At 60.0% G+C, this 22,510-nt stretch carries 22 protein-coding genes; 9 read left to right on the top strand and 13 right to left on the bottom strand.

From position 1 onward, the window contains the following. Positions 1–47: 47 nt before the first annotated feature. From AC1DIH_RS00365 to AC1DIH_RS00355, 3 genes are all read right to left on the bottom strand, one after another. Positions 48–758 carry an ABC transporter permease gene (locus AC1DIH_RS00365; protein ID WP_427527898.1) on the bottom strand — a complete coding sequence of 237 codons (711 nt, stop codon included), beginning with the start codon at positions 756–758 and terminating at the stop codon, positions 48–50. Then, positions 755–1,480, bottom strand: a complete 726-nt coding sequence (locus AC1DIH_RS00360; protein WP_102667261.1) for an ABC transporter permease — start codon at positions 1,478–1,480, stop codon at positions 755–757. Before AC1DIH_RS00360 ends, AC1DIH_RS00365 begins: the two co-directional genes overlap by 4 nt. A gap of 75 nt (positions 1,481–1,555) precedes the next feature. Continuing rightward, positions 1,556–2,335 (bottom strand): transporter substrate-binding domain-containing protein, encoded by a 780-nt coding sequence (locus AC1DIH_RS00355; protein WP_054597486.1) that lies wholly within the window; start codon positions 2,333–2,335, stop codon positions 1,556–1,558. 458 nt (positions 2,336–2,793) lie between these two features. Between AC1DIH_RS00355 and AC1DIH_RS00350 the strand changes: the two genes are divergently transcribed. Together AC1DIH_RS00350 and AC1DIH_RS00345 are read left to right on the top strand one after the other, a co-directional pair. Beyond that, positions 2,794–3,900 carry an enoyl-CoA hydratase/isomerase family protein gene (locus tag AC1DIH_RS00350; RefSeq protein WP_477770172.1) on the top strand — a complete coding sequence of 369 codons (1,107 nt, stop codon included), beginning with the start codon at positions 2,794–2,796 and terminating at the stop codon, positions 3,898–3,900. A gap of 3 nt (positions 3,901–3,903) precedes the next feature. After that, positions 3,904–5,055: an acyl-CoA dehydrogenase family protein gene (locus tag AC1DIH_RS00345; protein ID WP_427527904.1), complete on the top strand. Its 1,152-nt coding sequence runs from the start codon at positions 3,904–3,906 to the stop codon at positions 5,053–5,055. A 109-nt stretch (positions 5,056–5,164) separates the two neighbouring features. On the opposite strand, the gene AC1DIH_RS00340 is transcribed toward AC1DIH_RS00345, so the two are convergent. From AC1DIH_RS00340 to AC1DIH_RS00315, 6 genes are all read right to left on the bottom strand, one after another. Continuing rightward, positions 5,165–5,938, bottom strand: coding sequence for an enoyl-CoA hydratase (locus tag AC1DIH_RS00340; protein WP_477770171.1), 774 nt, complete (start codon positions 5,936–5,938; stop codon positions 5,165–5,167). A 14-nt stretch (positions 5,939–5,952) separates the two neighbouring features. Continuing rightward, on the bottom strand, positions 5,953–7,080 hold the full coding sequence (locus AC1DIH_RS00335; protein WP_477770170.1) for an acyl-CoA dehydrogenase: 1,128 nt from the start codon (positions 7,078–7,080) through the stop codon (positions 5,953–5,955). Positions 7,081–7,089: 9 nt separating this feature from the next. Further along, positions 7,090–8,283: an acetyl-CoA C-acyltransferase gene (locus AC1DIH_RS00330; RefSeq protein ID WP_103316484.1), complete on the bottom strand. Its 1,194-nt coding sequence runs from the start codon at positions 8,281–8,283 to the stop codon at positions 7,090–7,092. 12 nt (positions 8,284–8,295) lie between these two features. Further along, positions 8,296–9,057 carry an SDR family NAD(P)-dependent oxidoreductase gene (locus AC1DIH_RS00325; protein WP_477770169.1) on the bottom strand — a complete coding sequence of 254 codons (762 nt, stop codon included), beginning with the start codon at positions 9,055–9,057 and terminating at the stop codon, positions 8,296–8,298. A gap of 16 nt (positions 9,058–9,073) precedes the next feature. Continuing rightward, complete coding sequence (locus AC1DIH_RS00320) at positions 9,074–10,738, bottom strand: AMP-binding protein (RefSeq protein ID WP_477770168.1); 1,665 nt, start codon at positions 10,736–10,738, stop codon at positions 9,074–9,076. 192 nt (positions 10,739–10,930) lie between these two features. Further along, a complete protein-coding gene (locus AC1DIH_RS00315; protein WP_477770167.1) occupies positions 10,931–11,947 on the bottom strand; it encodes an AraC family transcriptional regulator in 1,017 nt (338 codons plus the stop codon). A gap of 164 nt (positions 11,948–12,111) precedes the next feature. Here AC1DIH_RS00315 and efeU point away from each other — a divergent pair, with 164 nt between their 5' ends. The 5 genes from efeU (at position 12,112) to AC1DIH_RS00290 (ending at position 17,767) form a co-directional block, all read left to right on the top strand. After that, complete coding sequence (gene efeU / locus AC1DIH_RS00310; protein WP_477770166.1) at positions 12,112–12,963, top strand: iron uptake transporter permease EfeU; 852 nt, start codon at positions 12,112–12,114, stop codon at positions 12,961–12,963. 8 nt (positions 12,964–12,971) lie between these two features. Further along, positions 12,972–14,171: an iron uptake system protein EfeO gene (efeO, locus tag AC1DIH_RS00305; protein ID WP_477770165.1), complete on the top strand. Its 1,200-nt coding sequence runs from the start codon at positions 12,972–12,974 to the stop codon at positions 14,169–14,171. Positions 14,172–14,189: 18 nt separating this feature from the next. Beyond that, entirely contained in the window at positions 14,190–15,488 is a 1,299-nt protein-coding gene (efeB, locus tag AC1DIH_RS00300; protein WP_477770164.1) for an iron uptake transporter deferrochelatase/peroxidase subunit, read from the top strand. 33 nt (positions 15,489–15,521) lie between these two features. Beyond that, positions 15,522–16,346, top strand: a complete 825-nt coding sequence (gene efeO / locus AC1DIH_RS00295) for an iron uptake system protein EfeO (protein ID WP_477770163.1) — start codon at positions 15,522–15,524, stop codon at positions 16,344–16,346. A gap of 224 nt (positions 16,347–16,570) precedes the next feature. Beyond that, positions 16,571–17,767 (top strand): MFS transporter, encoded by a 1,197-nt coding sequence (locus tag AC1DIH_RS00290; protein WP_477770162.1) that lies wholly within the window; start codon positions 16,571–16,573, stop codon positions 17,765–17,767. An 11-nt stretch (positions 17,768–17,778) separates the two neighbouring features. On the opposite strand, the gene AC1DIH_RS00285 is transcribed toward AC1DIH_RS00290, so the two are convergent. Both AC1DIH_RS00285 and AC1DIH_RS00280 read right to left on the bottom strand, forming a co-directional pair. Next, positions 17,779–18,825, bottom strand: coding sequence for an alpha/beta hydrolase family protein (locus tag AC1DIH_RS00285; protein ID WP_477770161.1), 1,047 nt, complete (start codon positions 18,823–18,825; stop codon positions 17,779–17,781). Between the two features lie 266 nt (positions 18,826–19,091). Next, complete coding sequence (locus AC1DIH_RS00280; protein WP_477770160.1) at positions 19,092–19,703, bottom strand: FMN-dependent NADH-azoreductase; 612 nt, start codon at positions 19,701–19,703, stop codon at positions 19,092–19,094. A 128-nt stretch (positions 19,704–19,831) separates the two neighbouring features. Here AC1DIH_RS00280 and AC1DIH_RS00275 point away from each other — a divergent pair, with 128 nt between their 5' ends. Next, complete coding sequence (locus tag AC1DIH_RS00275) at positions 19,832–20,740, top strand: LysR substrate-binding domain-containing protein (RefSeq protein WP_477770159.1); 909 nt, start codon at positions 19,832–19,834, stop codon at positions 20,738–20,740. Positions 20,741–20,751: 11 nt separating this feature from the next. Next, positions 20,752–21,096, top strand: a complete 345-nt coding sequence (locus tag AC1DIH_RS00270) for an MmcQ/YjbR family DNA-binding protein (RefSeq protein ID WP_427540031.1) — start codon at positions 20,752–20,754, stop codon at positions 21,094–21,096. Here AC1DIH_RS00270 and AC1DIH_RS00265 read toward each other — a convergent pair. Beyond that, a complete protein-coding gene (locus AC1DIH_RS00265; RefSeq protein ID WP_477770158.1) occupies positions 21,093–21,497 on the bottom strand; it encodes a DUF1294 domain-containing protein in 405 nt (134 codons plus the stop codon). The two genes, AC1DIH_RS00270 and AC1DIH_RS00265, sit on opposite strands and share 4 nt — an antisense overlap. After that, entirely contained in the window at positions 21,494–22,324 is an 831-nt protein-coding gene (locus AC1DIH_RS00260) for an undecaprenyl-diphosphate phosphatase (protein ID WP_347926876.1), read from the bottom strand. The genes AC1DIH_RS00265 and AC1DIH_RS00260 overlap by 4 nt, the downstream gene beginning before the upstream one ends. Positions 22,325–22,510 lie beyond the last annotated feature (186 nt).

Genomic DNA, 22,510 nt, shown 5'->3' with positions numbered 1-22,510 from the left:
ACAGCGTTCTGGACAGAAAGAGGGAGGAAAAAAGCCGGTTCCGGATCTCAGTGAGCCGGCCCGAGGAAATTCAGCCAGCGCCGCTCGGCCAGGCGGAATGCGCCCACCAGGCCAAATGACAGCGCGAGGTACAGCAGCCCGGCGATACCGAAGGCCTGGAAGGTCATGAAGGTCGCAGCATTGGCGTCCCGGGCGACCTTGAGGATGTCCGGAATGGTCGCGGTGAACGCCACCGACGTGGCGTGCAGCATCAGGATCACTTCGTTGCTGTAGTAAGGCAGCGCCCGACGCAACGCCGAGGGCAGAATCAACTTCACATACAAACGCCAGCCACTCAGGCCATAGGCATGGGCCGCTTCGATTTCACCGTAGGGAATGCTGCGGATCGCCCCGGCGAAGATCTCGACGGTGTAGGCGCAAGTGTTGAGGGTGAACGCCAGCAAGGTGCAATTCATCGCATCGCGAAAGAACGCTTCAAGCAGCGGCTGCGAACGGACCACCGCGATGCCGTAGATCCCGCTGTAGCAAATCAGCAACTGGATATACAGCGGCGTGCCACGAAACACATAGGTGAACAGTTGCACCGGCCAGCGCAGCAGGCCCCAACGCGAAGTGCGCATGATCGCCAGTGGCAGCGACAGGCAGAAGCCGAGCACGATGCTCACCACCAGCAGCCATAAGGTCATGGCCAAGCCGGTGAAGGTGTAGCCGTCACTGAACAGGAAAGGTTTCCAGTATTCGGAGATCAATTCGATCATCGCGTCATCCCCCGCACGCCCTGGTTGTAGCGCCGTTCAAGCACGCGCAAGACATAGTTCGAAGCGCTGGTGATCAGCAGGTACAGCGCTGCCGCCAGCAATAGAAAATCCAGCATGTTGAAGGTGCTTTTGCCGGCTTCCTGCGCGACCTTGACCAGGTCCGACAAGCCGATGATCGACACCAGTGCCGTAGCCTTGAGCAGCACCAGCCAGTTGTTGCCCAGGCTTGGCAAGGCAAAGCGCATCATCTGCGGGAACACCACGCAGTAAAAACGCTGCCAACGGCTCAGGCCAAACGACGCACCGGCCTCCTGTTGCCCCCGAGGGACACTGAGGATCGCGCCACGAAAGGTCTCGGTGAAATACGCGCCGTAGATAAAACCCAGAGTCACGATACCGGCCACGAACGGGTCGATTTCCATGTACGGCCATTGCATGAACTCGGTCAGGCTGCTCAACCAGCCTTGCAGGCTGTAGAAGATCAGCAACATCAACACCAGGTCCGGTACACCGCGAATCAGCGTGGTGTAAAAGGTTGCCGGCAGGTTCAGCAGCCGCAGCGGCGAAAGCTTGGCCGCCGCACCGAGCAAGCCCAGCAGCATGCTGACCAGCAGCGACAACGCCGAGAGTTTCAGGGTTACCCAGGTGCCGTGCAGCAACAGTGGGCCATAGCCTTGCAGGGCCGAGAGATCCAGGCCCAGAGCATTGAGGAAGGTATTCACGCAAGTCACCTGTCTTGAAGCACCACAGCGAGGCGTTGGGTCGTGAACCACGGCCCAACGCTTCAGGTGCGCTGATCAGTTGTTGTAGAGGTCCAGATCGCCGAAGTATTTCTTCTGGATCTGCGCGTAGATGCCCTTCTCGTGCAGGGCCTTGATGGCGGTGTTGAGCATGCCCTTGAGTTCGTCGTTGTCCTTGCGCACACCGATGGCGATATCCGCCGGCACCAGCGGATCACTGATGCCTTGGCTGTTCTTGAAGGGGGCGCCTTGTGGCGACTCAAGGAAGCTCATCTGCGCTTGCAGCTTGTCCTGGATCGAGGCGTCGAGGCGGCCGTAAACCAGATCGGCGTAGACCTGATCCTGGTTCTGATAGGCGCGCAGTTTCACCCCGCCCGGTGCCAGTTTGGCCCTGGCGTAGGTTTCCTGAATGGTGCCTTGCATGAAACCAATGGTCTTGCCCTTGAGCGACTCGGCGGTGGGCTCAAGCCCCGAATCCTTGCGGGTGACGATGGCAGTCGGGCCGGCATACAGACGGTCGGTAAAATCGATCTGCTTCTTGCGGGCGTCGGTGACGGTCATCGACGACTCGATGGCGTCGAACTTGCCGGCCTTGAGCGCGGGAATCAGCCCGTCGAAGTCATTGCTGACCCACACACACTTGAGCTTCAGTTCGGCGCAGATCGCGTTGCCCAGGTCTACGCCAAAACCTTGCACGCCACCGTCGGCGGTGGTCGACTCAAACGGCGGATAGCTTGGGTTGGTGCCGAAGCGCAGTTCGGTCCACTCTTTGGCGCTAGCGCCGGCCGAGCAGAACAGCATCGCGAGTACAGGCAACGTCAGCCATTGGGTTTTCATCTTCATAAGTCCCGATTTGATTGGAATTATCGCGACCGGGCACGAATGCCTGGGCGCCTTTATGGGCAGGAACAGAGAGTCGATGCGGCTTGTGCCGCAGCAGCGTTCTTATTGTTTGTGTTCGGTGCACCGCCAAAGGCCGGCCACACCCCACCCTGAAACCCTTGGCGCAGACGGCTTCGAATGGAACGCCAGAATGCCAACAGACGATTGTGCCGAGGTGTCGAAAGGGCCGTCGCAGACAGCTCGCTTGTGCTGATGTCGGCATTTTCACAGCCGATCCTGTCGTGAATGCCCTATTGGGGCGTTTATGCGATGAATCAGCGTGTGGATGTTACAAAAATGCAGACCGGACCTGCATCTATCACGGTTGTACATCGCAAATTTGCACTGTTACGATCCGGCATCGTTCGCGCGCGAACACTTCTATAAAGAACAATAAAAGCAGGGAGTTAGTGATGACTGCTCAGGTTTCATCCCAGGCGAGCCACGGCATTGATGCCAGCGCCAACGACGTGTTGGCCGAGGTCCGCAACCACATTGGCCACCTGACCCTCAATCGCCCCGCCGGCCTCAACGCCATTACCCTGGACATGGTCCGCAGCCTGCACCGACAACTCGATGCCTGGTCGAAAGACCCGCATATCCACGCCGTGGTGTTGCGCGGGGCTGGCGAAAAAGCCTTCTGCGCCGGCGGCGACATCCGCTCGCTGTACGACAGTTTCAAAAGCGGCGGCACACTGCATGAAGACTTCTTCGTCGAGGAATACGCCCTCGACCTGGCGATCCACCATTACCGCAAACCGTTACTGGCGTTGATGGACGGTTTCGTCCTCGGCGGCGGCATGGGCCTGGTGCAAGGCGCAGACCTGCGGGTAGTCACCGAACGCAGCCGCCTGGCAATGCCGGAAGTGGCGATCGGTTACTTCCCGGACGTTGGCGGCAGCTACTTCCTGCCACGGATTCCCGGCGAACTGGGCATCTACCTTGGCGTCAGTGGCGTGCAGATTCGCGCCGCCGATGCGCTGTATTGCGGGTTGGCCGATTGGTACCTGGAAAGCCAGAAACTTGCCGAACTGGATCAACGCCTCGACAGCCTCGAGTGGCACGACACCCCGCTCAAGGACCTGCAAGGCCTGCTGGCTAAACTCGCGGTACAACAACTGCCCGATGCTCCGTTGCAGGCATTGCGGCCAACGATCGACCACTTCTTCGCCCTGCCGGATGTACCGAGCATCGTTGAGCAACTGCGCAGCGTTACGGTTGCCGACAGCCACGACTGGGCAATGACCACTGCCGATTTACTCGACAGTCGTTCACCGCTGGCCATGGGTGTAACGTTAGAGATGCTGCGTCGCGGCCGTCAGCTGAGCCTGGAAAACTGCTTCGCCCTCGAACTGCACCTCGATCGCCAGTGGTTCGAACGCGGCGACCTGATCGAAGGCGTCCGCGCCTTGCTGATCGACAAAGACAAGAGCCCACGCTGGAACCCTCCGACCGTGCAGGCGCTGGACGCCAAGCAGGTTGCGAGTTTCTTCAGCGGTTTTGACCAGAGCGGGAGCTGAGCCATGCACGATATCGAATTGACCGAAGAACAAGTGATGATCCGCGACATGGCCCGGGATTTTGCCCGCGGCGAAATTGCCCCTCACGCCCAGGCCTGGGAAAAAGCCGGCTGGATCGATGATGCGCTGGTGGCCAAGATGGGCGAGCTGGGTTTGCTCGGCATGGTGGTTCCCGAGGAATGGGGCGGCACGTATGTCGACTACGTGGCCTACGCGCTGGCGGTGGAAGAGATTTCTGCCGGCGACGGCGCCACCGGCGCCCTGATGAGCATCCACAACTCGGTGGGCTGCGGGCCGGTGCTCAACTACGGCACTGAAGAACAGAAACAGACCTGGTTGGCGGACCTGGCCAGCGGTCAGGCCATCGGCTGCTTCTGCCTGACCGAGCCGCAGGCCGGTTCCGAAGCGCACAACCTGCGCACCCGCGCCGAACTGCGCGACGGCCGGTGGGTGATCAATGGCGCCAAGCAGTTCGTCAGCAACGGTCGACGGGCAAAACTGGCGATTGTGTTTGCCGTGACCGATCCGGAGCTGGGCAAGAAAGGTTTGTCGGCGTTCCTGGTGCCAACCGACACACCGGGTTTTATTGTCGACCGCAGCGAACACAAGATGGGTATCCGCGCTTCCGACACCTGCGCGGTGACGCTGAACAACTGCACGATCCCCGAAGCCAATCTGCTGGGTGAGCGCGGCAAGGGTTTGGCGATTGCCCTGTCCAATCTCGAAGGCGGTCGCATCGGCATCGCCGCGCAGGCGCTGGGCATCGCCCGTGCAGCGTTCGAAGCGGCGCTGGCCTATGCCCGTGACCGGGTGCAGTTCGACAAACCGATCATCGAGCACCAAAGCGTCGCCAACATGCTCGCCGACATGCACACCCGGCTGAACGCCGCACGCCTGCTGATCCTGCATGCCGCGCGGTTGCGCAGCGCCGGCAAGCCATGCCTGTCGGAAGCCTCACAGGCCAAGCTGTTTGCCTCGGAGATGGCTGAGAAGGTCTGCTCGTCCGCAATACAGATTCACGGCGGCTACGGCTATCTGGAAGATTATCCGGTAGAACGCTATTACCGCGATGCGCGGATCACGCAGATTTACGAAGGCTCGAGCGAGATTCAGCGGATGGTGATTGCGCGGGAGCTCAAGAACTACTTGGTCTAACCCCTTAAAAGCATCGCGAGCAGGCTCGCTCCCACAAGGGATCTCATGAACACCAGAGATCCACTGTGGGAGCGAGCCTGCTCGCGATTAGGTCGGTGAGAGCGCTACATTACTTACCGACGAACTGCGCCTCGCGCTTGGCAATAAACGCCGCCATGCCTTCCTTCTGGTCCTGTGTGGCAAACGCCGCATGGAACACCCGACGTTCAAAGCGCACGCCTTCGGACAGGCTGACTTCAAAGGCGCGGTTGACGCTTTCCTTGACCATCATTGCAATCGGCAAGGACTTCTTGGCGATCAGCGCGGCGACCTTCAACGCTTCATCCAGCAGCTCATCCACCGGTACGATGCGCGCAACGATGCCGCAGCGCTCTGCTTCAACCGCGTCGATCAGGCGGCCGCTGAGGCACATTTCCATGGCTTTGGCCTTGCCCACGGCACGGGTCAGGCGCTGGGTGCCGCCCATGCCCGGCAACACACCGAGGTTGATTTCCGGCTGACCGAATTTGGCGTTGTCGCCGGCCAGGATGAAGTCGCACATCAACGCCAGCTCACAGCCACCGCCCAGAGCAAAACCGGCGACCGCCGCAATGATCGGCTTGCGTCGATTGGCCACCCGGTCACTGTCGCTGAACAGATCGTCGAGGTAGATCTGCGGGTAGGTCAGCTCGGCCATTTCCTTGATGTCGGCACCGGCGGCAAAGGCTTTTTTCGAGCCGGTCAGCACGATGCAGCCGATTTCCGGATTGGCTTCCAGACCGTCCAGCGCGTGGTTCAGCTCGCTGACAATCTGCGCGTTCAAGGCGTTCAGGGCTTGCGGGCGGTTGAGGGTGATCAGACCCACGCGACCCTGGACTTCCAACAAAATCGTTTCGTAGCTCATGTAAGCGTTCCTTCTCAAAGATTGCGCGAAATGACCATGCGCTGAATATCACTGGTGCCTTCATAGATCTGACAAACCCGCACGTCGCGGTAAATCCGCTCCAGCGGGAAGTCGCTCAGGTAACCGTAACCACCGAGGGTTTGCAAGGCCATCGAGCAGACCTTTTCGGCCATTTCGGAGGCGAACAGCTTGGCCATCGAGGCTTCCACCAGCGCCGGTTTGCCACTGTCACGCAGGGCGGCGGCGTAATGCACCATCTGCCGGGCGACGGCGATTTGCGTGGCCATGTCAGCCAGTCGAAAGGCTACTGCCTGATGCTCGATGATCGCCTTGCCGAAGCTCTCACGCTCGCGAGCGTAATCGCGGGCGGCTTCGAATGCGGCGCGGGCCATGCCGACCGACTGTGAAGCAATCCCGACACGTCCGCCTTCAAGGTTGGCCAAGGCGATTTTGTAGCCTTCGCCCTCCTCGCCCAGACGATTGGCCACCGGCACCTTCACATCCTCAAAGAGGATTTGGCAGGTGTCCGAGGCGTGCTGGCCGAGCTTGTCTTCAACCCGCGCAACCTTGTAGCCCGGTGAATCGGTCGGCACGATAAAGGCGCTGATCCCGCGTTTGCCGGCGCTCGGGTCGGTGACCGCGAAGACAATCACTAGCCCGGCGTTTTGCCCCGAGGTAATGAACTGCTTGCAGCCGTTGAGCACGTAGTGATCGCCGCTCAGGCGGGCACGGGTTTTCAGGCTGCTGGCGTCGGAACCGGCCTGCGGCTCGGTCAGCGCGAAGGCCCCGAGCATGGCACCGCTGGCCAGCGGCTTGAGGAAGCGCTCTTTCTGATCGTCGTTGCCGAACTTGAGGATCGGCACGCAACCCACCGAGTTGTGCACGCTCATGATGGTCGAGCAGGCGCCATCGCCGGCGGCGATTTCTTCCAGGGCCATGGCGTACGCCAGGTAACCGGTGTCGCAACCGCCCCACTGCTCCGGCACCAACATGCCGAAGAAGCCCAGTTCGGCCATCTCGCCGATGGCTTCCTTGGGAAAGCGGTGCTCGCGATCCCACTCGGCAGCGAACGGCTTGAGCCGTTCCTGGGCAAATTGCCGGGCCGCGTCGCTGATCTGTAGTTGTTCGTCAGTCGGTAGCATGTTGATTCCTTAGTACAGGCATTCAACGGCCATGGCCGTGGCTTCACCGCCGCCGATGCAGATCGCTGCGACGCCGCGCTTCAGGCCTTTCTGGCGCAAGGCCGAAAGCAAGGTCACAAGGATCCGCGCACCTGAAGCACCGATCGGGTGGCCCAGCGCACAGGCGCCACCGTGGACGTTGACCTTGCTGTGGGGGATTTCCAGCTTGGTCATCGTCACCAGGCTGACCACCGCGAAGGCTTCGTTGACTTCGAACAGCTCGACTTCATCCAGCGACCAGCCGGTTTTCTTCAGCAGCTTCTTGATCGCACCCACCGGTGCCACCGGAAACAGCCCCGGCGTATCAGCGAAGGCTGCGTGACCATGGATCACTGCCAGCGGTTTCAGGCCACGTTTTTCAGCTTCTGAACGACGCATCAACAGCAATGCCGCCGCGCCATCGGAAATCGAACTGGAGTTGGCCGCCGTCACGGTGCCGCCGTCACGGAACGCCGGTTTCAGGCTGGCGATCTTGTCCAGTTTGGCTTTCGGTGGTTGTTCGTCATCGGTGATGAGCTTCTGCTCTTTGCCGACCATGACCTGCAGCGGAACGATTTCAGCGTTGAAGCTGCCGTCCTTGATCGCCTGTTGCGCGCGGGTGGTCGAAGCGATTGCGAACTCATCTTGCGCTTCACGCGTGAAGCCATTGGCCTCGGCGCAGTCCTCGGCGAAGGTGCCCATCAGGCGGCCCTTGTCGTAGGCGTCTTCGAGGCCGTCGAGGAACATGTGGTCCAGCACTTTGCCGTGGCCCATGCGGTAACCGCTGCGGGCACGATCCAACAAGTAAGGCGCGTTGGACATGCTTTCCATCCCGCCAGCGACCACCACGTCGGCACTGCCGGCCAGCAGCATGTCGTGGGCCAGGATGGCGGCTTCCATGCCCGAACCGCACATTTTGTTCAGGGTGGTGCAACGGGTGGACTTGTCCAACCCTGCACCCAGCGCTGCTTGACGAGCAGGAGCCTGGCCGAGGCCGGCGGACAGCACGCAACCAAACAGCACTTCTTCTACCGCGTCGGCGGCCACACCGGCACGCTCAACGGCGGCGCGGATCGCAGCAGCGCCCAGTTGTGGCGCGCTGAGGCTTTTCAGTTCACCTTGAAAACCACCCATCGGGGTGCGGACGGCGCTGACGATAACGATTGGATCGTGGGACATTGTCATGACAAATACTCCTTATTTGGCGGCCATACGCAAGGCACCGTCGAGACGGATCACCTCGCCGTTGAGCATGCTGTTTTCTATGATATGCCTGACCAGCGCGGCGTACTCAACCGGTTTGCCAAGGCGTGGCGGGAACGGCACACCAGCAGCCAGCGAGTCGCGAACCTCCTGGGTCATGCCGGCCATCATCGGCGTTTCGAAGATGCCCGGGGCGATGGTCATCACCCGGATGCCGAAGCGCGCCAACTCACGGGCGGCGGGCAAGGTCAGGCTGGCAATCGCGCCTTTGGAAGCGGCGTAAGCAGCCTGGCCGATCTGGCCGTCGAAGGCCGCCACCGAAGCGGTGTTGATGATCACTCCGCGTTCGCCGTCTTCATTGGCTTCGGTTTCGGCAATCGCCGCAGCCGCCAGGCGCAGCATGTTGAAGCTGCCGATCAGGTTGACGTTGATCACCTGGCTGAAACTGGTCAGTGCGTGCGGACCGTTCTTGCCGAGGATTTTCTCGCCGCGGACCACACCGGCACAGTTGACCAGCCCGTGCAGACCACCAAAGGCTGCGACCGCTGCCTGCACCGCTGCTTCTGCCGCTGCTTCCTGACTGATGTCCGCGACGACGCAATGCGCGCCGAGCCGTTTTGCCTGAGCCGCGACGGCTTCGGCATTCAGGTCCACCAGCATGACTTTGGCACCGGCACCCACCAGCATTTCAGCCGTGGCCGCGCCCAGGCCCGACGCACCGCCGGTGACGAGAAAAACCTTGTTTTCGATCTGCATCATTGTTTCCTTGGATTCAAGCTGAAACGTTCTTCGCCGTGGCCTCTTGAGCTTTGGCGATTTCCTGGTTGCGCAAGATAAAGCGCTGCAATTTGCCGCTTGGGGTTTTCGGCAATTCGCTGACAAATTCGATTTCACGCGGGTATGAGTGCGCCGCCAATCGCTTGCGCACATGCTGGCGCAGCTCCTCGACAAGCTCGGGTGAAGCACGGTATTGCGCGCTGAGCACGACGAAGGCTTTCACCAGTTCGGTGCGCTCCGGATCCGGTTTGCCGATCACCGCTGCTTCAACCACGGCGGGGTGTTCGATCAACGCACTCTCCACGTCGAACGGGCCGACCCGGTAGCCGGAGGTGGTGATCACGTCGTCGCTGCGGCCGACGAAGCTGATGCTGCCGTCCGGGTTCAGCTCGACGGTATCGCCACTCAGGTAATAGTTGCCAACGAAAGCCTTGGTCGGCGCACCTTCGTAACCGGCAAACCAGCACATCGGCGATTGCGTGCGATCGATGGCAAGAATCCCCGGCTGACCGACCGACAATTCGTTATAGGCCTCATCCAGCACCACGATCCGATGACCGGGCGAGGCAAACCCTGCCGCACCGACGTGGACCGGATGCTCAAGGCCATGGTGGTTGCACAGCACCATGCCGAGTTCGGTCTGGCCGTAATGGTCGTGGATGATCACGCCGAGGTTGTCGGCGAACCAGCGGATCACTTCCGGGTTCAACGGTTCGCCGGCGCTGCTGACAATCCGCAGTTTGCCTTTGATCGAACGGGCGAACTCATCGCCGCCGGCGATCAGCAAGCGGTACGCGGTCGGTGAGCCGGTGAGGTTGGTTATGCCATATTTGTTGATCACGCGGCAGGTGCTTTCAAGGGTGAACGGGCCATCGTAAAAGGTGATCGGATGGCCCATGGACAGCGGTCCGGTCACACCAAAGTAGATGCCATAAGCCCAGCCCGGATCGGCGACGTTCCAGAACGCATCTTCAGGGCGCAGGTCCACTGCGTCGCGGGTGTAACTCTGGAACGCGACAATGGCCTTGAGCGGCACCGAAAGGGCTTTCGACGGGCCGGTGGTGCCTGAGGTGAACATCAGCAGGAACGGGTCTTCGCCGTCCAGCAGCACGGGTTCACATTGAGCGGAATAGTTGGGCAGTTCAGCCCAGAAACTGAAATCGCCACGGACGATGCCCTGGCCTTTCGGGCCGCCGACGGTGACGATGGTCGGGCAGTCGGCAACGTCATTGAGCTTTGGACGATTGACCGCGTCGCTCACCACCACCGCGGCGCCGGAACTGTTGAGGCGGTGTTCGATGGCTTTCGGGCCGAAGGCGGTAAACAGCGGCTGGTAGACCGCGCCGATGCGCCAGGTGGCGAAGACCACAATCAGCAATTCAACGTTGCGTGGCAACAGGCCGGCGACCTTGTCGCCCTTCTTCACGCCCTGAGCCAGCAGGAAATTGGCAAAGCGCGCGGCTTTGTCCTGCAGATCGTTGAAGGTGTACGTGGCACTGGCACCGTCGCGACCCTCCCAGAACAAGGCAATGCGCCCGGGTATCGCATGACGGTCGCAGCATTCAACGCAGGCGTTGAGTGCGGTCAACGAGCCGCTGAGCGCAGCATCGACGGTGTGCTGATAGTTGAACTGTGAAGTCGCAGACAGGTAATCGCGCATTGCCAGAATCCCTCTGTATTTTTATTAGGTTGGGGGAACCGTAAAAATCCAGGAAATACTCGCTCCGCGGGCGGCGCGGGACAATGGTCAAAGCTTTCAAGTTGCGTGACTGGTTTGGCCAAGATTCAACAGATGTAGTGTCTGGATGGACGTCATCGCGAGCAGGCCAGCCGTATCAACGCAGGGTCTGGATCAGTGGGCTTCGTTGAGGATCAGGCTACGGTAATGCCCGGGATTGGACCCCGACCATTTGCGAAACGCCTTATAGAACGAACTGGCATCGGCAAACCCCAGCCGCGTGGCGATCTCGGCGAAGCTGATCGAAGGTTCTGCCAGCCAGACAATCGCCAGCTCCTTGCGCACGCTGTCCTTCAAGCCTTGATAGGTTTGCCCTTCTTCCGCCAAGCGTCGACGCAGCGTCGAAGCGGACATACACAGGCGCTGGGCCAGGCTGTCGGTTTCCGGCCACTGTTCGGCGGGCAGTTGCCGTAAATCGTGTTTGATCCGGCTGGCGAGGCTTTGCGGGTCGCGATACTTGACCAGGATATTGGCTGGCGCATGGGCCAAAAAGCGCTTGAGCTCGTCGCTGCTGCGCTTGATCGGCAGGTCCAGGCAATCCGCCGAGAAAATCATCCGGGTGCGCGGTCGGTCGAAGCGCAGGTTCTCGGAGAACATCACCTTGTAGTCATCGCAGAAGTCCGGTTCCGCGCAGCGCAGTTCGATGGCCAGAATCGGTATCCGTCGGCCTGCCAGCCAGCAGGCAACCCCATGGACGATCATCCAGTAGGTGAAATAGGTAAAGGCGCGACGCGGGTCCTGGTCGTCTTCGAGCAGGACGATTTCTGCCAGGCTTTGCTGATGAACCAGCTGCGCCGGCATACGCTCCAGCATCAACGACAGAAACCCCAGCCCGGCGGTCAATCCTGCGGCCAACGTCGGCTGGGCCATGGCGCAACGACAGAGAAACTCCAGACTGCCGGATTTCAATCGGCGCGGGTCCATGCCAAAGAACTCGTCGTCCATGCGCCGCGCCAACAGTCGCCACAGCCGCGCATAGGCCGTGGCCGGAACACGCGCATCAGCCATATCAAGCAAGCGCGGTTCAATCCCGACCTTGAGCAAGACCTCAACGCTTACCGCGCTCGACTCGCAGCTTTGCAGCAGTGCTTCGCGCACCAGATGAATGGAGATGGTGTCTTTTTCCGACATTGAACGTGGTGAACCCTGTTTTTTGTTTGTCGGCCATCTTAGCGCAGGCATCGATATTTTGACTCGTTCAGCTGCCGTTCAGGCAAATGACAATCACCTCTATTTAGTAATGAGTATCATTATGTTACAAATTAGCTTCCACTCTATAGATGACGCGGTGCTGAATGCTGGTTCCCTTTCTGATCATGCTGCGCGAAGGCGTTGAAGCGGCGTTAATCGTCGGCATCATTGCCAGTTATCTCAAGCAAACCGGACGCGGCCAATGGATGCCCGCCATGTGGATCGGGGTTTTCCTCGCCGTCGCGCTGGCCCTGCTGGTGGGCGGTGGCCTGGAGTTGGTCAGCGCTGAATTCCCGCAAAAACAACAGGAACTCTTCGAGGGCGTCATCGGCCTGCTGGCAGTCGGCATTCTGAGCTCCATGGTGTTCTGGATGCGCAAAGTGGCGCGCTCGATCAAACATTCGCTGCACCTTTCCCTCGATCACGCGATGGCCGGTTCCAGACACCAGGTCACTGCGCTGATCGCCATGGTGTTCTTCGCCGTTGCCCGGGAAAGCCTGGAAACCGTGTTCTTCCTGCTCGCGGTATTCCAGCAGAGCGAAGGTCCGGGAGCGCCTGTCGGCGCCCTGCTCGGCCTGGCGCTGTCGATTGTCATCGGTTTCCTCATCTACAGCGGCAGCATGCGCCTGAACCTGTCGGCGTTCTTCCGCTGGACCGGGCTGTTCATCCTGGTGGTGGCGGCCGGCATTCTCGCAAGCTCAGTGCGCGCACTGCATGAAGCCGGGCTGTGGAATCACCTGCAAACCGTGCTCTTCGATTTCAGCGCAACCCTGCCGATGGATGGCCCGTTGGGTTCGGTATTGGCCGGCATGTTCGGTTATCAGGATGCACCGACTGTCAGCACACTGGGCGCCTACCTGATTTATCTGCTGGTCGCGCTGGTGATGTTCTTCCTCCCGGCTGGCGCGCCGGCCAAACCAGCCGCCACGCCACCTTCTTCTGTTTCCAGCCATTAAGGGCATTCATGTCAAACCAGGCCCCTCTTCAGACCTCGCCTCCCCGCGCCCTGCGCTGGGCGGTGGCCGGTTCGGTGATCGTGATGATCGCCGCTGGCGGGTTGTTCTACTACGCGTCGCAAATGGCCGCGGCCAAGCGCCAGGTCAACCACGACGAGATCACCGTCACCATTAATCCACACAGTTGCGAGCCAAATGCGCTGAGCGTCCCGGCGGGCCACAGCAGCTTTCGCATCGTCAACCACTCGGATCGCGCCGTGGAATGGGAAGTCCTCGACGGTGTGCTGGTGCTTGTAGAACGGGAAAACATCGCTCCCGGCCTGAGTCAGGTGGTCACCGCCAACCTGTTGCCCGGAGACTACGCGATTACCTGCGGCCTGCTCAGCAATCCGCGCGGCACGCTGCATGTGACACCTACCGCCGCATCCGATGCTGCGGCGCAGGCACGTCCGTCGATGGTGGCGTTTATCGGTCCCTTGTCGGAGTTTCGGGTTTACCTGAGCAGCCAGGGCACCGCACTGATCAACACTGTCACCGCATTGCAACAGGCAATCGACGCCGGTGACCTGGGTCAGGCCCAGGCACTCTACGTGACGGCCCGCGTGGCCTATCAACGCCTCGCCCCGGCGGCGCAACGCCTGGCGGAGCTGGACAAGGTCATCAATGCTCGCGCCGATTACTTTGAACAGCGCGAGCAGGATCCGGACTTCATCGGCTTCCACCGCCTCGAATACGCGCTGTTCCAGCAACGAAACATCGACGGTCTGGCGCCGGTCGCCCAGCGTCTGGTCGCCGATGTCACCGAACTCAGACAGCAATTGTTGGCTCAATCGCTGCCGCCAGAACAACTGGTGAGCATCGTCGCCCGCAATCTCCGCAACATGGCCGATGTACGCGCCAGCAGCGGTGAAGAAGAACGTTACAGCCACATCGACCTCAACGGATTCGCCGCCAACCTGGACGTCACCCGCAAAGTGGTCGATCTGCTGCGTCCGTTACTGACCAAGCCTGCCGCCGCGTTACTGACTCGATTGGACACGGCAACTCACGCTCTCGATGCCGAACTCAATGGCTTGCGAGTCAAAGACGGCTACAGCAGTTACGACAGTGTCGGCGCCGCTCAGCGCGCACGACTCACCGACAAGGCCAAGGTTCTGGCCGATGCACTCGATGGAATCGATCCCGCCCTTGGCCTCTCCGGCCTATAAGCAGAAGACCCTATTCAGATGAACGATTTAGATCAGATCAATGCCCAGCGTCGCCGCGTACTGTTGGGCATGGGCGCCGCCGGTGTCGCGTTGGCGGGCAGCACGTTGAGCTGTCCGGCGATGGCCGCCAGCCCGGCGCAAGTCACTGAAGCACCGAACAGCGACAAAACCCAGGATCGCCATGACTTCCATGGTCAGCACCAGACCGGCATCGTCACGCCGCGCCCGGCGTGCGGCATGCTGGTGTCGTTCGACGTATTGGCCACCGATCGCGAAGACCTCGAGCGGCTGTTTCGCACGCTGAACCAGCGCATTGCGTTCCTGATGACCGGCGGCCCGGTGGCTCAGGTCGACCCGAAGTTCCCACCCGTGGACTCGGGCATTCTTGGCCCGGTGGTAACACCCGACAACCTGACCATCACCGTCTCGGTGGGTGAATCGCTGTTCGACGAGCGTTTCGGCCTGGCCAGCGCCAAGCCCAAGCGATTGATCCGCATGGTCGGTTTCCCCAACGATGCACTGCAACCGGAGCTCTGCCACGGCGACCTGAGTCTGCAGTTCTGCGCCAACACTGCCGACACCAACATTCACGCCTTGCGCGACATCGTGAAGAACCTGCCGGACCTGCTGCTGGTGCGCTGGAAACAGGAAGGCAGCGTACCGCCGCAAGCGCCGGCCAAGCCTGGAACACCTGCGCAAAGTGCGCGCAACTTCCTCGGTTTTCGTGACGGCTCGGCCAACCCCGATTCCAACGACAAGAAAGCCATGGAGCAGATTGTCTGGGTGCAACCGGGCAGCGATGAGCCGGCCTGGGCGGCCAATGGCAGCTATCAGGCGGTGCGGATTATCCGCAACCTCGTCGAGCGTTGGGACCGCACGCCGCTGCAAGAACAGGAAAGCATTCTCGGTCGGGTCAAAAGTACCGGCGCGCCCATCGGCGGTAGCCATGAAAGCCAGGTCCCGGACTACACCAAAGACCCTCACGGCAAGCTGACCAAAATGGACGCGCACATCCGCCTGGCCAACCCGCGTACTGCCGCGACCCAGGCCAACCTGATCCTGCGTCGGCCGTTCAACTACTCCAACGGCGTGAGCAAAAACGGTCAGTTGGAAATGGGTTTGCTGTTCATCTGCTATCAGGCCGATCTGCACAACGGTTTCATCACCGTGCAAACCCGACTCAACGGCGAGCCGTTGGAGGAATACCTCAAGCCCATCGGCGGCGGCTATTTCTTCACCTTGCCAGGAGTAACCGGTGAAAAAGACTTCATCGGTCGTTCATTACTCGATGCCACACACCCGAAAACCACGGCTTAACCCCTAAACACAACAAACTCACGGAAAAGTCCCATGAAAAAGTCGCCTCTCGCTTTGCTGGTTGCCCTTGGCTTGCTCCACGCTCCACTGTCGGCTTTCGCCGCCACAGCGCCGCTGGATCTGGTGGGGCCGATCTCGGATTACAAAATCTACGTCACCGAGCAGCTCGACGGGTTTGCCAGCCACACCCAGCAGTTCACCGATGCGGTGAAGAAAGGTGACCTGGCCACCGCGCAAAAACTCTATGCGCCCACCCGTGTTTACTACGAGTCGATCGAGCCGATTGCCGAACTGTTCAGTGACCTCGATGCGTCCATCGACTCACGCGTCAACGACCACGAAAAAGGTGTCAAGGCTGAAGACTTCACCGGTTTCCACCGCATCGAATACAGCCTGTTCTCCGAGAAAACCACCGAGGGCCTTGGTGATCTGGCCGATGGTTTGAATAACAACGTCAAAGACCTGCAAACCCGCGTTGCCGGCCTGACCTTCCCGCCGGAAAAAGTCGTGGGCGGCGCCGCTACATTGCTCGAAGAAGTCGCTGCCACCAAGATCTCCGGCGAAGAAGACCGCTACAGCCACACCGACCTGTATGACTTCCAGGGCAACATCGACGGCGCGAAGAAAATCGTCGACCTGTTCCGTCCGCAACTCGAGAAACAGGACAAGGCCTTCGTCGCCAAAGTCGACAAGAACTTCGCCAGCGTGAACACGATTCTGGCCAAGTACAAAACTGCTGGCGGCGGTTTCGAGACCTACGACAAGGTCAAGGAAAACGACCGCAAGGCACTGGTCGGCCCGGTCAATACCCTGGCGGAAGACTTGTCGACCCTGCGTGGGAAGTTGGGTCTGAACTAAGCGTTGTCTGAACTGACGCCATCGCGAGCAGGCTCGCTCCCACATGGGTTCTATGTTGATCACAACAGTGTGGTCAGACACAGATCCAGTGTGGGAGCGAGCCTGCTCGCGATGGCGGTATGAAAGGAACCCTTCCTCTGAAAACAACCGTTAGCCTGCTTCCTTTTATTTCAGGCCCGCGCCATGATGCAGCTCTCTAACCGCCCGCCCGCGAACGAGCTCTCATGTCTGCGCCACAAACGCCTCCCGCCAGCTCCATGGCGATCACCCTGCAGATCGTCTCCATTGTTTTTTATACCTTTGTCGCGTTCCTCTGCATCGGTCTGCCGATTGCGGTGTTGCCAGGCTATGTCCATGAGCAACTGGGTTTCAGCGCTGTCATTGCCGGCCTGACCATCGGCTCGCAGTACCTGGCCACCCTGCTCAGCCGGCCCATGGCGGGCCGTATGTCTGACAACATCGGCACCAAACGGGCGATTGTGTACGGGTTGCTGGGGATCGCGCTCAGTGGCGTGCTGACGTTGCTGTCGACCTTGTTGCAGAGTCTGCCGTTGCTGAGCCTGATGATTCTGATCGGCGGTCGATTGTTATTGGGGATTGCCCAAGGTCTGATCGGCGTCGGCACCATCAGCTGGTGCATGGGTCAGGTGGGGGCCGAGCACACCGCCCGCTCGATTTCCTGGAATGGCATCGCCTCGTATGGCGCGATTGCGATTGGTGCGCCACTGGGTGTGGTGATGGTCGGTCAGTTGGGCTTCGTGAGCCTTGGGATTGCACTTTCGGTACTGGCGCTGGCGGCGCTGCTGCTGATTCGCAACAAACCCTCGGTGCCGGTCATTCGCGGTGAGCGGTTGCCGTTTTGGGCGGTGTTCGGGCGCGTCGCCCCCTTTGGCGCCAGCCTGAGTCTGGCTTCGATTGGCTACGGTACGCTCACCACCTTTATTACCCTGTTCTATATCAGTCGCGGCTGGACCGGGGCGGCCTGGTGCCTGACGGTCTTTGGCATCTGTTTCATCCTCTCGCGCCTGCTGTTTATCTCCAGCATCAACCGCTTTGGCGGGTTCAACTCGGCCGTCGCCTGCATGAGCATCGAAACCCTGGGGCTGGGCCTGCTCTGGTTGGCGCCTTCAACGGCAGTGGCGTTGATTGGCGCCGGGCTGACCGGGTTCGGTTTGTCGCTGGTCTACCCGRCATTGGGTGTCGAGGCCATCAAGCAAGTGCCAAGCAGCAGCCGTGGCGCAGGCTTGAGTGCCTATGCGGTGTTTTTCGATCTGGCACTGGCGATTGCCGGGCCATTGATGGGTGCAGTGGCGCTGAACCTGGGGTACGCGTGGATTTTCTTCCGCGCCGCGCTGTTGTCGATCACCGGACTGGGGCTGACCTTGCTGCTGAAACGTCGCTCAGCACTCAGCCCGTCGTAAGCCCCTGGTGCCTACGGCAACGTCTGGTCAGCCGTCTGCATCCCCGCCCCGCTCGGCTTGCTCAGGGTTTGGGCAAAGAAGCGCCCGGCTTCGGAGATCAGGTTGCGGTGAATGTCCGCGCGGTCAACGCCGTCAGCATCGGTGCACAAGGCCGGCATCGCCGCGAGTTGCTCCTGGGTACACGGTGCCATGAACACAAAATGCCCGGCCCCGGCCAGCAGTTTGAAATCCGGAGCAACGGGTAGCTTGCGCGCCAGCGCCGCAGCGTTTTTATCGAGGGCGACCAGTTTGTCGCCATCGCCGCTATAGAGCAGCACCGGCACATGCACACCGGCCAAGGTATGACGGCCGAACTTCAGGCTCAATGGCGCCATCAGTAACAGCGCGTGAACCCGTGGGTCAGCGACGGGTTGCAAATCATCGCGGTCAACAATCAGTTCACCATTGGTGCTGCAGGCGTCTCCGTCGTCAGGGCGTTCTTTACAGTAAAGGCGTAAACGATTCAGGTCCGGTGTGGCGCCCGAGAGAATCAACGCCGTTTCGCCACCGGCCGAGTAGCCGATCACCCCGACCTCGTCGGGATTGACGAACGGCGACAGCATGGGATCGGCCAGGGTGGCGGTGATGGCTTCGGAAATCTGGATCGGCCGGCCATAAAGGTTGCTTAGCGTACCGAGGCGGCTGTGGTCCTTGGAGTTGTCGCCGGGATGAATTACCGCCACCACCACAAAGCCTTTGCGTGCCAGCGATGTGGCAAGGTCATGCAACGCCAGTGGGGTGCCGATGTTGCCGTGGGAGAGCATCAACATCGGAAAGCGCCCAATCGCAACCCTTGCGTCTTCGGTCGCCTGGATTTGATAACCCTCGAGCTTGCTTGAATGCTCGATGCCGGTCGACGGGTAAAAGGCGATGGCCCGCATGGGCTGTGAATCCAGCGGATCGAGAAACGTCAGCTCATGGTAGCCAACGCTCCAATGAGGGTGCGGCGCAGGCGCGGCTTGCACTGAATTCAGGCTGCTGAGCAGGCAAATCAGTAACATTGCACAAAGACGCATCATGGGATGCCCCACCTTGTTACCCGATTGGAATACCCGTTTTCCGCCAATCCCTTGGACTTAGAGCCTTGTGTCGGTGTTTGCCACTTTTTTCAAGGTCTACGCAGAACGGGGCCGATAACCCGAGACTGCATAACCTGGGCCAACAACTAAAACGACAGCGCTTTTGAAACAGATACAAAAAGACTCCGTACCCCGATCGTTTTACGACGATCAGAATACAGAGTCTAGTGGGTATTGCCTGAGCTATTTAACTCTTTACGCAAGCCTTACGCGGCAGCGAACAATTGCTCGCTGATGTGCGCCTGAGCGTCGCTCATGGCTTTGTTGCGAACGTCGTCACCGTAAGCCAGGCCATGGGCGCGGACGAACTCGATGTCGGTGATGCCCATGAAGCCCAGCATGACTTTCAAGTACTCTTCATGACCTACGCCAGTCGCCTGGCCCAGGTGCATACCGCCAGAAGTCGACACCACCACGACTTTCTTGTTGCCGCAAAGGCCTTCAGGGCCGGCTTCGGTGTAGCGGAAAGTCTGGCCGGCTACGGCAATGCGGTCGATCCAGGCCTTGAGCTGGGTCGGAATGGTGAAGTTGTACATCGGCGCGGCGATCACGACGGCATCGGCAGCGAGGAATTCAGCCAGGGTCGAAGCGCTGAGTTCGGCTTCGTGCTGTTGTGCGGCGTTACGCAACTCGGCGGTGGTGCCGGCAGCGACCAGCGTCGAGGCAGAGAAATGGCTGATGGCATCGCTGGCCAGGTCGCGGTAGGTCACCACGGCAGTTGGCTCGGCGTTTTTCCAGGCCTGGACGACACTGTGGCTCAGCTGACGGGAAGCAGAGTTGTCGCCAAGGATGCTCGAATCGATGTGCAAGAGTTTCATGTGGGATCTCCAAGTGAGGATCGCCACCGGGCGATCTGATGGGGACAATCCTACAGACGAAACCAATAGCTGATTAGCCAGCAACAATGCGATAGTTCGTCCCACTGATAGGACAATCGAGTGGCGCCATGCAAGACCTCAATGACCTTTACTACTTCGCCAAAGTCGTCGAAGCCGGTGGTTTCGCCGCTGCCGGGCGCGTGTTGGGCATCCCCAAGTCGCGATTGTCGCGGCGTATTGCCGAACTTGAAGAGCGTCTGGGTGCCCGCCTCCTCCAGCGCACCACCCGCCAGCTCAAGCTGACCGCCGTCGGCGAGCGCTATTTGCGCCATTGCCAGGCAATGCTGCTGGAGGCCGAAATGGCTGACGAGGCCGTCGCCAGCATGTCCAGCGAACCCCGAGGGCGGTTGCGGGTTTCCTGCCCCGTTGGGCTGGCGCATGAATTTTTGCCATCGGTCATCAGCTCGTTTCTGGAACGTTTCCCTCAAGTGCAATTGGAGATGCAATTGCTCAACCGCCGGGTCGACCTGGTGACCGAAGGCATCGATGTCGCCTTGAGAGTGCGAGAACTGGGTGATGAAGACCCGCTGCTGGTCACCCGACGTTTGCGCCAGGCGCAAATGGTGATGATCGCCAGTCCGGCCTTTATACGCGAGCATCCCATCAACAGCCCGGAAGACCTGAAGCAGGTGCCGGTGCTCGGAGCTCTGGAGGCCGATCGCATGGTGCACGTGCGCATGATCGATGCTCAAGGCAAGAGCTATGACCTGACGCTGGAAGCACGGCTCGGGATCGATGATTTCATCGTGCGCAAAGCCTGCGTGCTTGCAGGTCTTGGCTTCACCCTGCTGCCGATGATGTACTGCGAAGAGGAACTGGAAAACGGCTCACTGGTGCAGTTGTTGCCCGAGTGGTCACTGCCTGGCGGTTGGCTGCTGGCGGTTTACCCTCATCGGCGCGGTTTGCTGCCGGCGGTGCGCGCCTGGATCGACCATTTGACCGAATCATTCAAAGCCTGCGGGGATCGATTGTTATGAAGGTTAAGCCAATGACTGAAGAAGACGTGGCGCGTTTCTGCCTGGCACTGCCCGGCGCGCAAGAGGATTACAAATGGGGTGGCGTGCGGGTGTTTTCAGTTGCTGGAAACAAGATGTTTGCCCTGCAAAACCTGCGGGGTGAGTCATTGGCGTTCAAGGTCGATAAAGAGCTGTTTCTGGGGCACGTCGATCGCCCGGGCATCGGGCCTGCGCCCTATCTGGCAAGGGCGCAGTGGATCATCATGCAAACGCCCTACCCGCTTGGCGCCGAGGAGCTGCAAGGCTTGCTGCAACGTTCTCACCAACTGGTGGTGAGCAAGTTGCCCAAGCGCGTGCAGGTCGGGTTGCTGCTTTAAAACAGCCTGAAGAGGCCAGCGTCGAGAAACAACTGATCGATCCAGAACACCTCATGCAGCAGCACGATGATCCAGAACACCAGTTGATAGGACACTTTGCGGGTCTTGTGCCGAAATACTTGCTGGGCAAGCAAGGCGCCCGGCCAGCCACCGGCCAGTTCGATTGCGTGCAACACGTTTTCCGGTGTACGCCAGCTGTCTGCCCGGGCCTTGCGCTTGTCGTGCCAGTACAGGAGGAACGCCAGCAGGCTGACAATCCCATAGGCCACGAGCGGAATCAGCGAAATCCCGCGCCACCACATAAGCATCGAGCCAATTGCCGGCAAGGCGCACAGCACCAGGAACACCAGGCCTTTGAGGCGCGGGTTTTGAATCCCGCGCCCATTGCGTGGCTCAATCATGATGTAGCCGCCGCCCAATCGACCCAACCGAACTGCCAGGTCGCCAGGATCAACAAACCGAACACGATCCGGTACCAGGCAAACGCAGCGTAGCTGTGGCTGGCGATGAATTTGAGCAAGCCCTTGACCGCGATCATCGCGAATATAAACGCAGTGACGAAACCGATGGCGAACACCGGGAGGTCAGCGGCCTGAAACAGGTCGCGATACTTGTAGCCGGAGTACACCGCGGCGCCGACCATGGTCGGCATGGCCAGGAAGAACGAAAACTCCGTGGCGGTTTTACGCGACAGGCCAAACAACAAGCCGCCGATGATCGTCGAACCGGAGCGCGAAGTGCCGGGAATCATTGCCAGGCACTGGGCAAAACCGACCTTCAGGGCGTCTTTCCAGGTGATCTCGTCGACGGTTTCGGCGTGCACGCTGTGCTCGCGACGCTCAGCCCACAACATGATGACCCCGCCCACTACCAGCGCCGTTGCCACGGTGATCGGGTTGAACAGGTATTTGTGGATCATATTGGCGAAGATCACCCCCAGCACCACGGCCGGCATGAAAGCGATCAACAGGTTGACGGTAAACCGTTGAGCGTTGCGCTGCGTTGGCAGCCCCGTCACCACGTCGAGGATCTTGCGGCGAAACTCCCAGACCACGGCCAGGATCGCCCCGAGCTGGATGATGATGTTGAATGCCTTCTCGCGTTCGCCACCGAAGTTGAGCAAATCCGCGACGATAATCTGGTGCCCGGTGCTGGAAATGGGCAAAAACTCTGTCAGTCCTTCTACAACGCCAAGAATCAAAGCCTGAACGGCGGTCCAAAAATCCATTAATCCCCCAATGAAACGATGCCTCCAAGGCATGCCTCGCTAATAAAATTCAAGCGTCCACTGCGATCAGCGTCACCCAATGGCAACACGCACGATCTTCACGTGAAACCGTAAAAACCCCATGAAAAATCAGCGCAATTTCAGGTTTTTGCTGATGCGGCCGAAATCCTATCAGACATGCCTGAA

The organism is Pseudomonas sp. 05N36, from assembly GCF_056397385.1.
This window is presented reverse-complemented; position numbering and strand designations above follow the sequence as displayed.

Bases quoted from the DNA above. Each gene is read 5' to 3' on its own strand.
- AC1DIH_RS00365 (WP_427527898.1), bottom strand. From the start codon at position 758: ATGATCGAATTGATCTCCGAATACTGGAAACCTTTCCTGTTCAGTGAC.
- AC1DIH_RS00355 (WP_054597486.1), bottom strand. From the start codon at position 2,335: ATGAAAACCCAATGGCTGACGTTGCCTGTACTCGCGATGCTGTTCTGC.
- AC1DIH_RS00350 (WP_477770172.1), top strand. From the start codon at position 2,794: ATGACTGCTCAGGTTTCATCCCAGGCGAGCCACGGCATTGATGCCAGC.
- AC1DIH_RS00345 (WP_427527904.1), top strand. From the start codon at position 3,904: ATGCACGATATCGAATTGACCGAAGAACAAGTGATGATCCGCGACATG.
- AC1DIH_RS00340 (WP_477770171.1), bottom strand. From the start codon at position 5,938: ATGAGCTACGAAACGATTTTGTTGGAAGTCCAGGGTCGCGTGGGTCTG.
- AC1DIH_RS00335 (WP_477770170.1), bottom strand. From the start codon at position 7,080: ATGCTACCGACTGACGAACAACTACAGATCAGCGACGCGGCCCGGCAA.
- AC1DIH_RS00330 (WP_103316484.1), bottom strand. From the start codon at position 8,283: ATGACAATGTCCCACGATCCAATCGTTATCGTCAGCGCCGTCCGCACC.
- AC1DIH_RS00325 (WP_477770169.1), bottom strand. From the start codon at position 9,057: ATGCAGATCGAAAACAAGGTTTTTCTCGTCACCGGCGGTGCGTCGGGC.
- AC1DIH_RS00320 (WP_477770168.1), bottom strand. From the start codon at position 10,738: ATGCGCGATTACCTGTCTGCGACTTCACAGTTCAACTATCAGCACACC.
- AC1DIH_RS00315 (WP_477770167.1), bottom strand. From the start codon at position 11,947: ATGTCGGAAAAAGACACCATCTCCATTCATCTGGTGCGCGAAGCACTG.
- efeU (WP_477770166.1), top strand. From the start codon at position 12,112: ATGCTGGTTCCCTTTCTGATCATGCTGCGCGAAGGCGTTGAAGCGGCG.
- efeO (WP_477770165.1), top strand. From the start codon at position 12,972: ATGTCAAACCAGGCCCCTCTTCAGACCTCGCCTCCCCGCGCCCTGCGC.
- efeB (WP_477770164.1), top strand. From the start codon at position 14,190: ATGAACGATTTAGATCAGATCAATGCCCAGCGTCGCCGCGTACTGTTG.
- efeO (WP_477770163.1), top strand. From the start codon at position 15,522: ATGAAAAAGTCGCCTCTCGCTTTGCTGGTTGCCCTTGGCTTGCTCCAC.
- AC1DIH_RS00285 (WP_477770161.1), bottom strand. From the start codon at position 18,825: ATGATGCGTCTTTGTGCAATGTTACTGATTTGCCTGCTCAGCAGCCTG.
- AC1DIH_RS00280 (WP_477770160.1), bottom strand. From the start codon at position 19,703: ATGAAACTCTTGCACATCGATTCGAGCATCCTTGGCGACAACTCTGCT.
- AC1DIH_RS00275 (WP_477770159.1), top strand. From the start codon at position 19,832: ATGCAAGACCTCAATGACCTTTACTACTTCGCCAAAGTCGTCGAAGCC.
- AC1DIH_RS00270 (WP_427540031.1), top strand. From the start codon at position 20,752: ATGACTGAAGAAGACGTGGCGCGTTTCTGCCTGGCACTGCCCGGCGCG.
- AC1DIH_RS00265 (WP_477770158.1), bottom strand. From the start codon at position 21,497: ATGATTGAGCCACGCAATGGGCGCGGGATTCAAAACCCGCGCCTCAAA.
- AC1DIH_RS00260 (WP_347926876.1), bottom strand. From the start codon at position 22,324: ATGGATTTTTGGACCGCCGTTCAGGCTTTGATTCTTGGCGTTGTAGAA.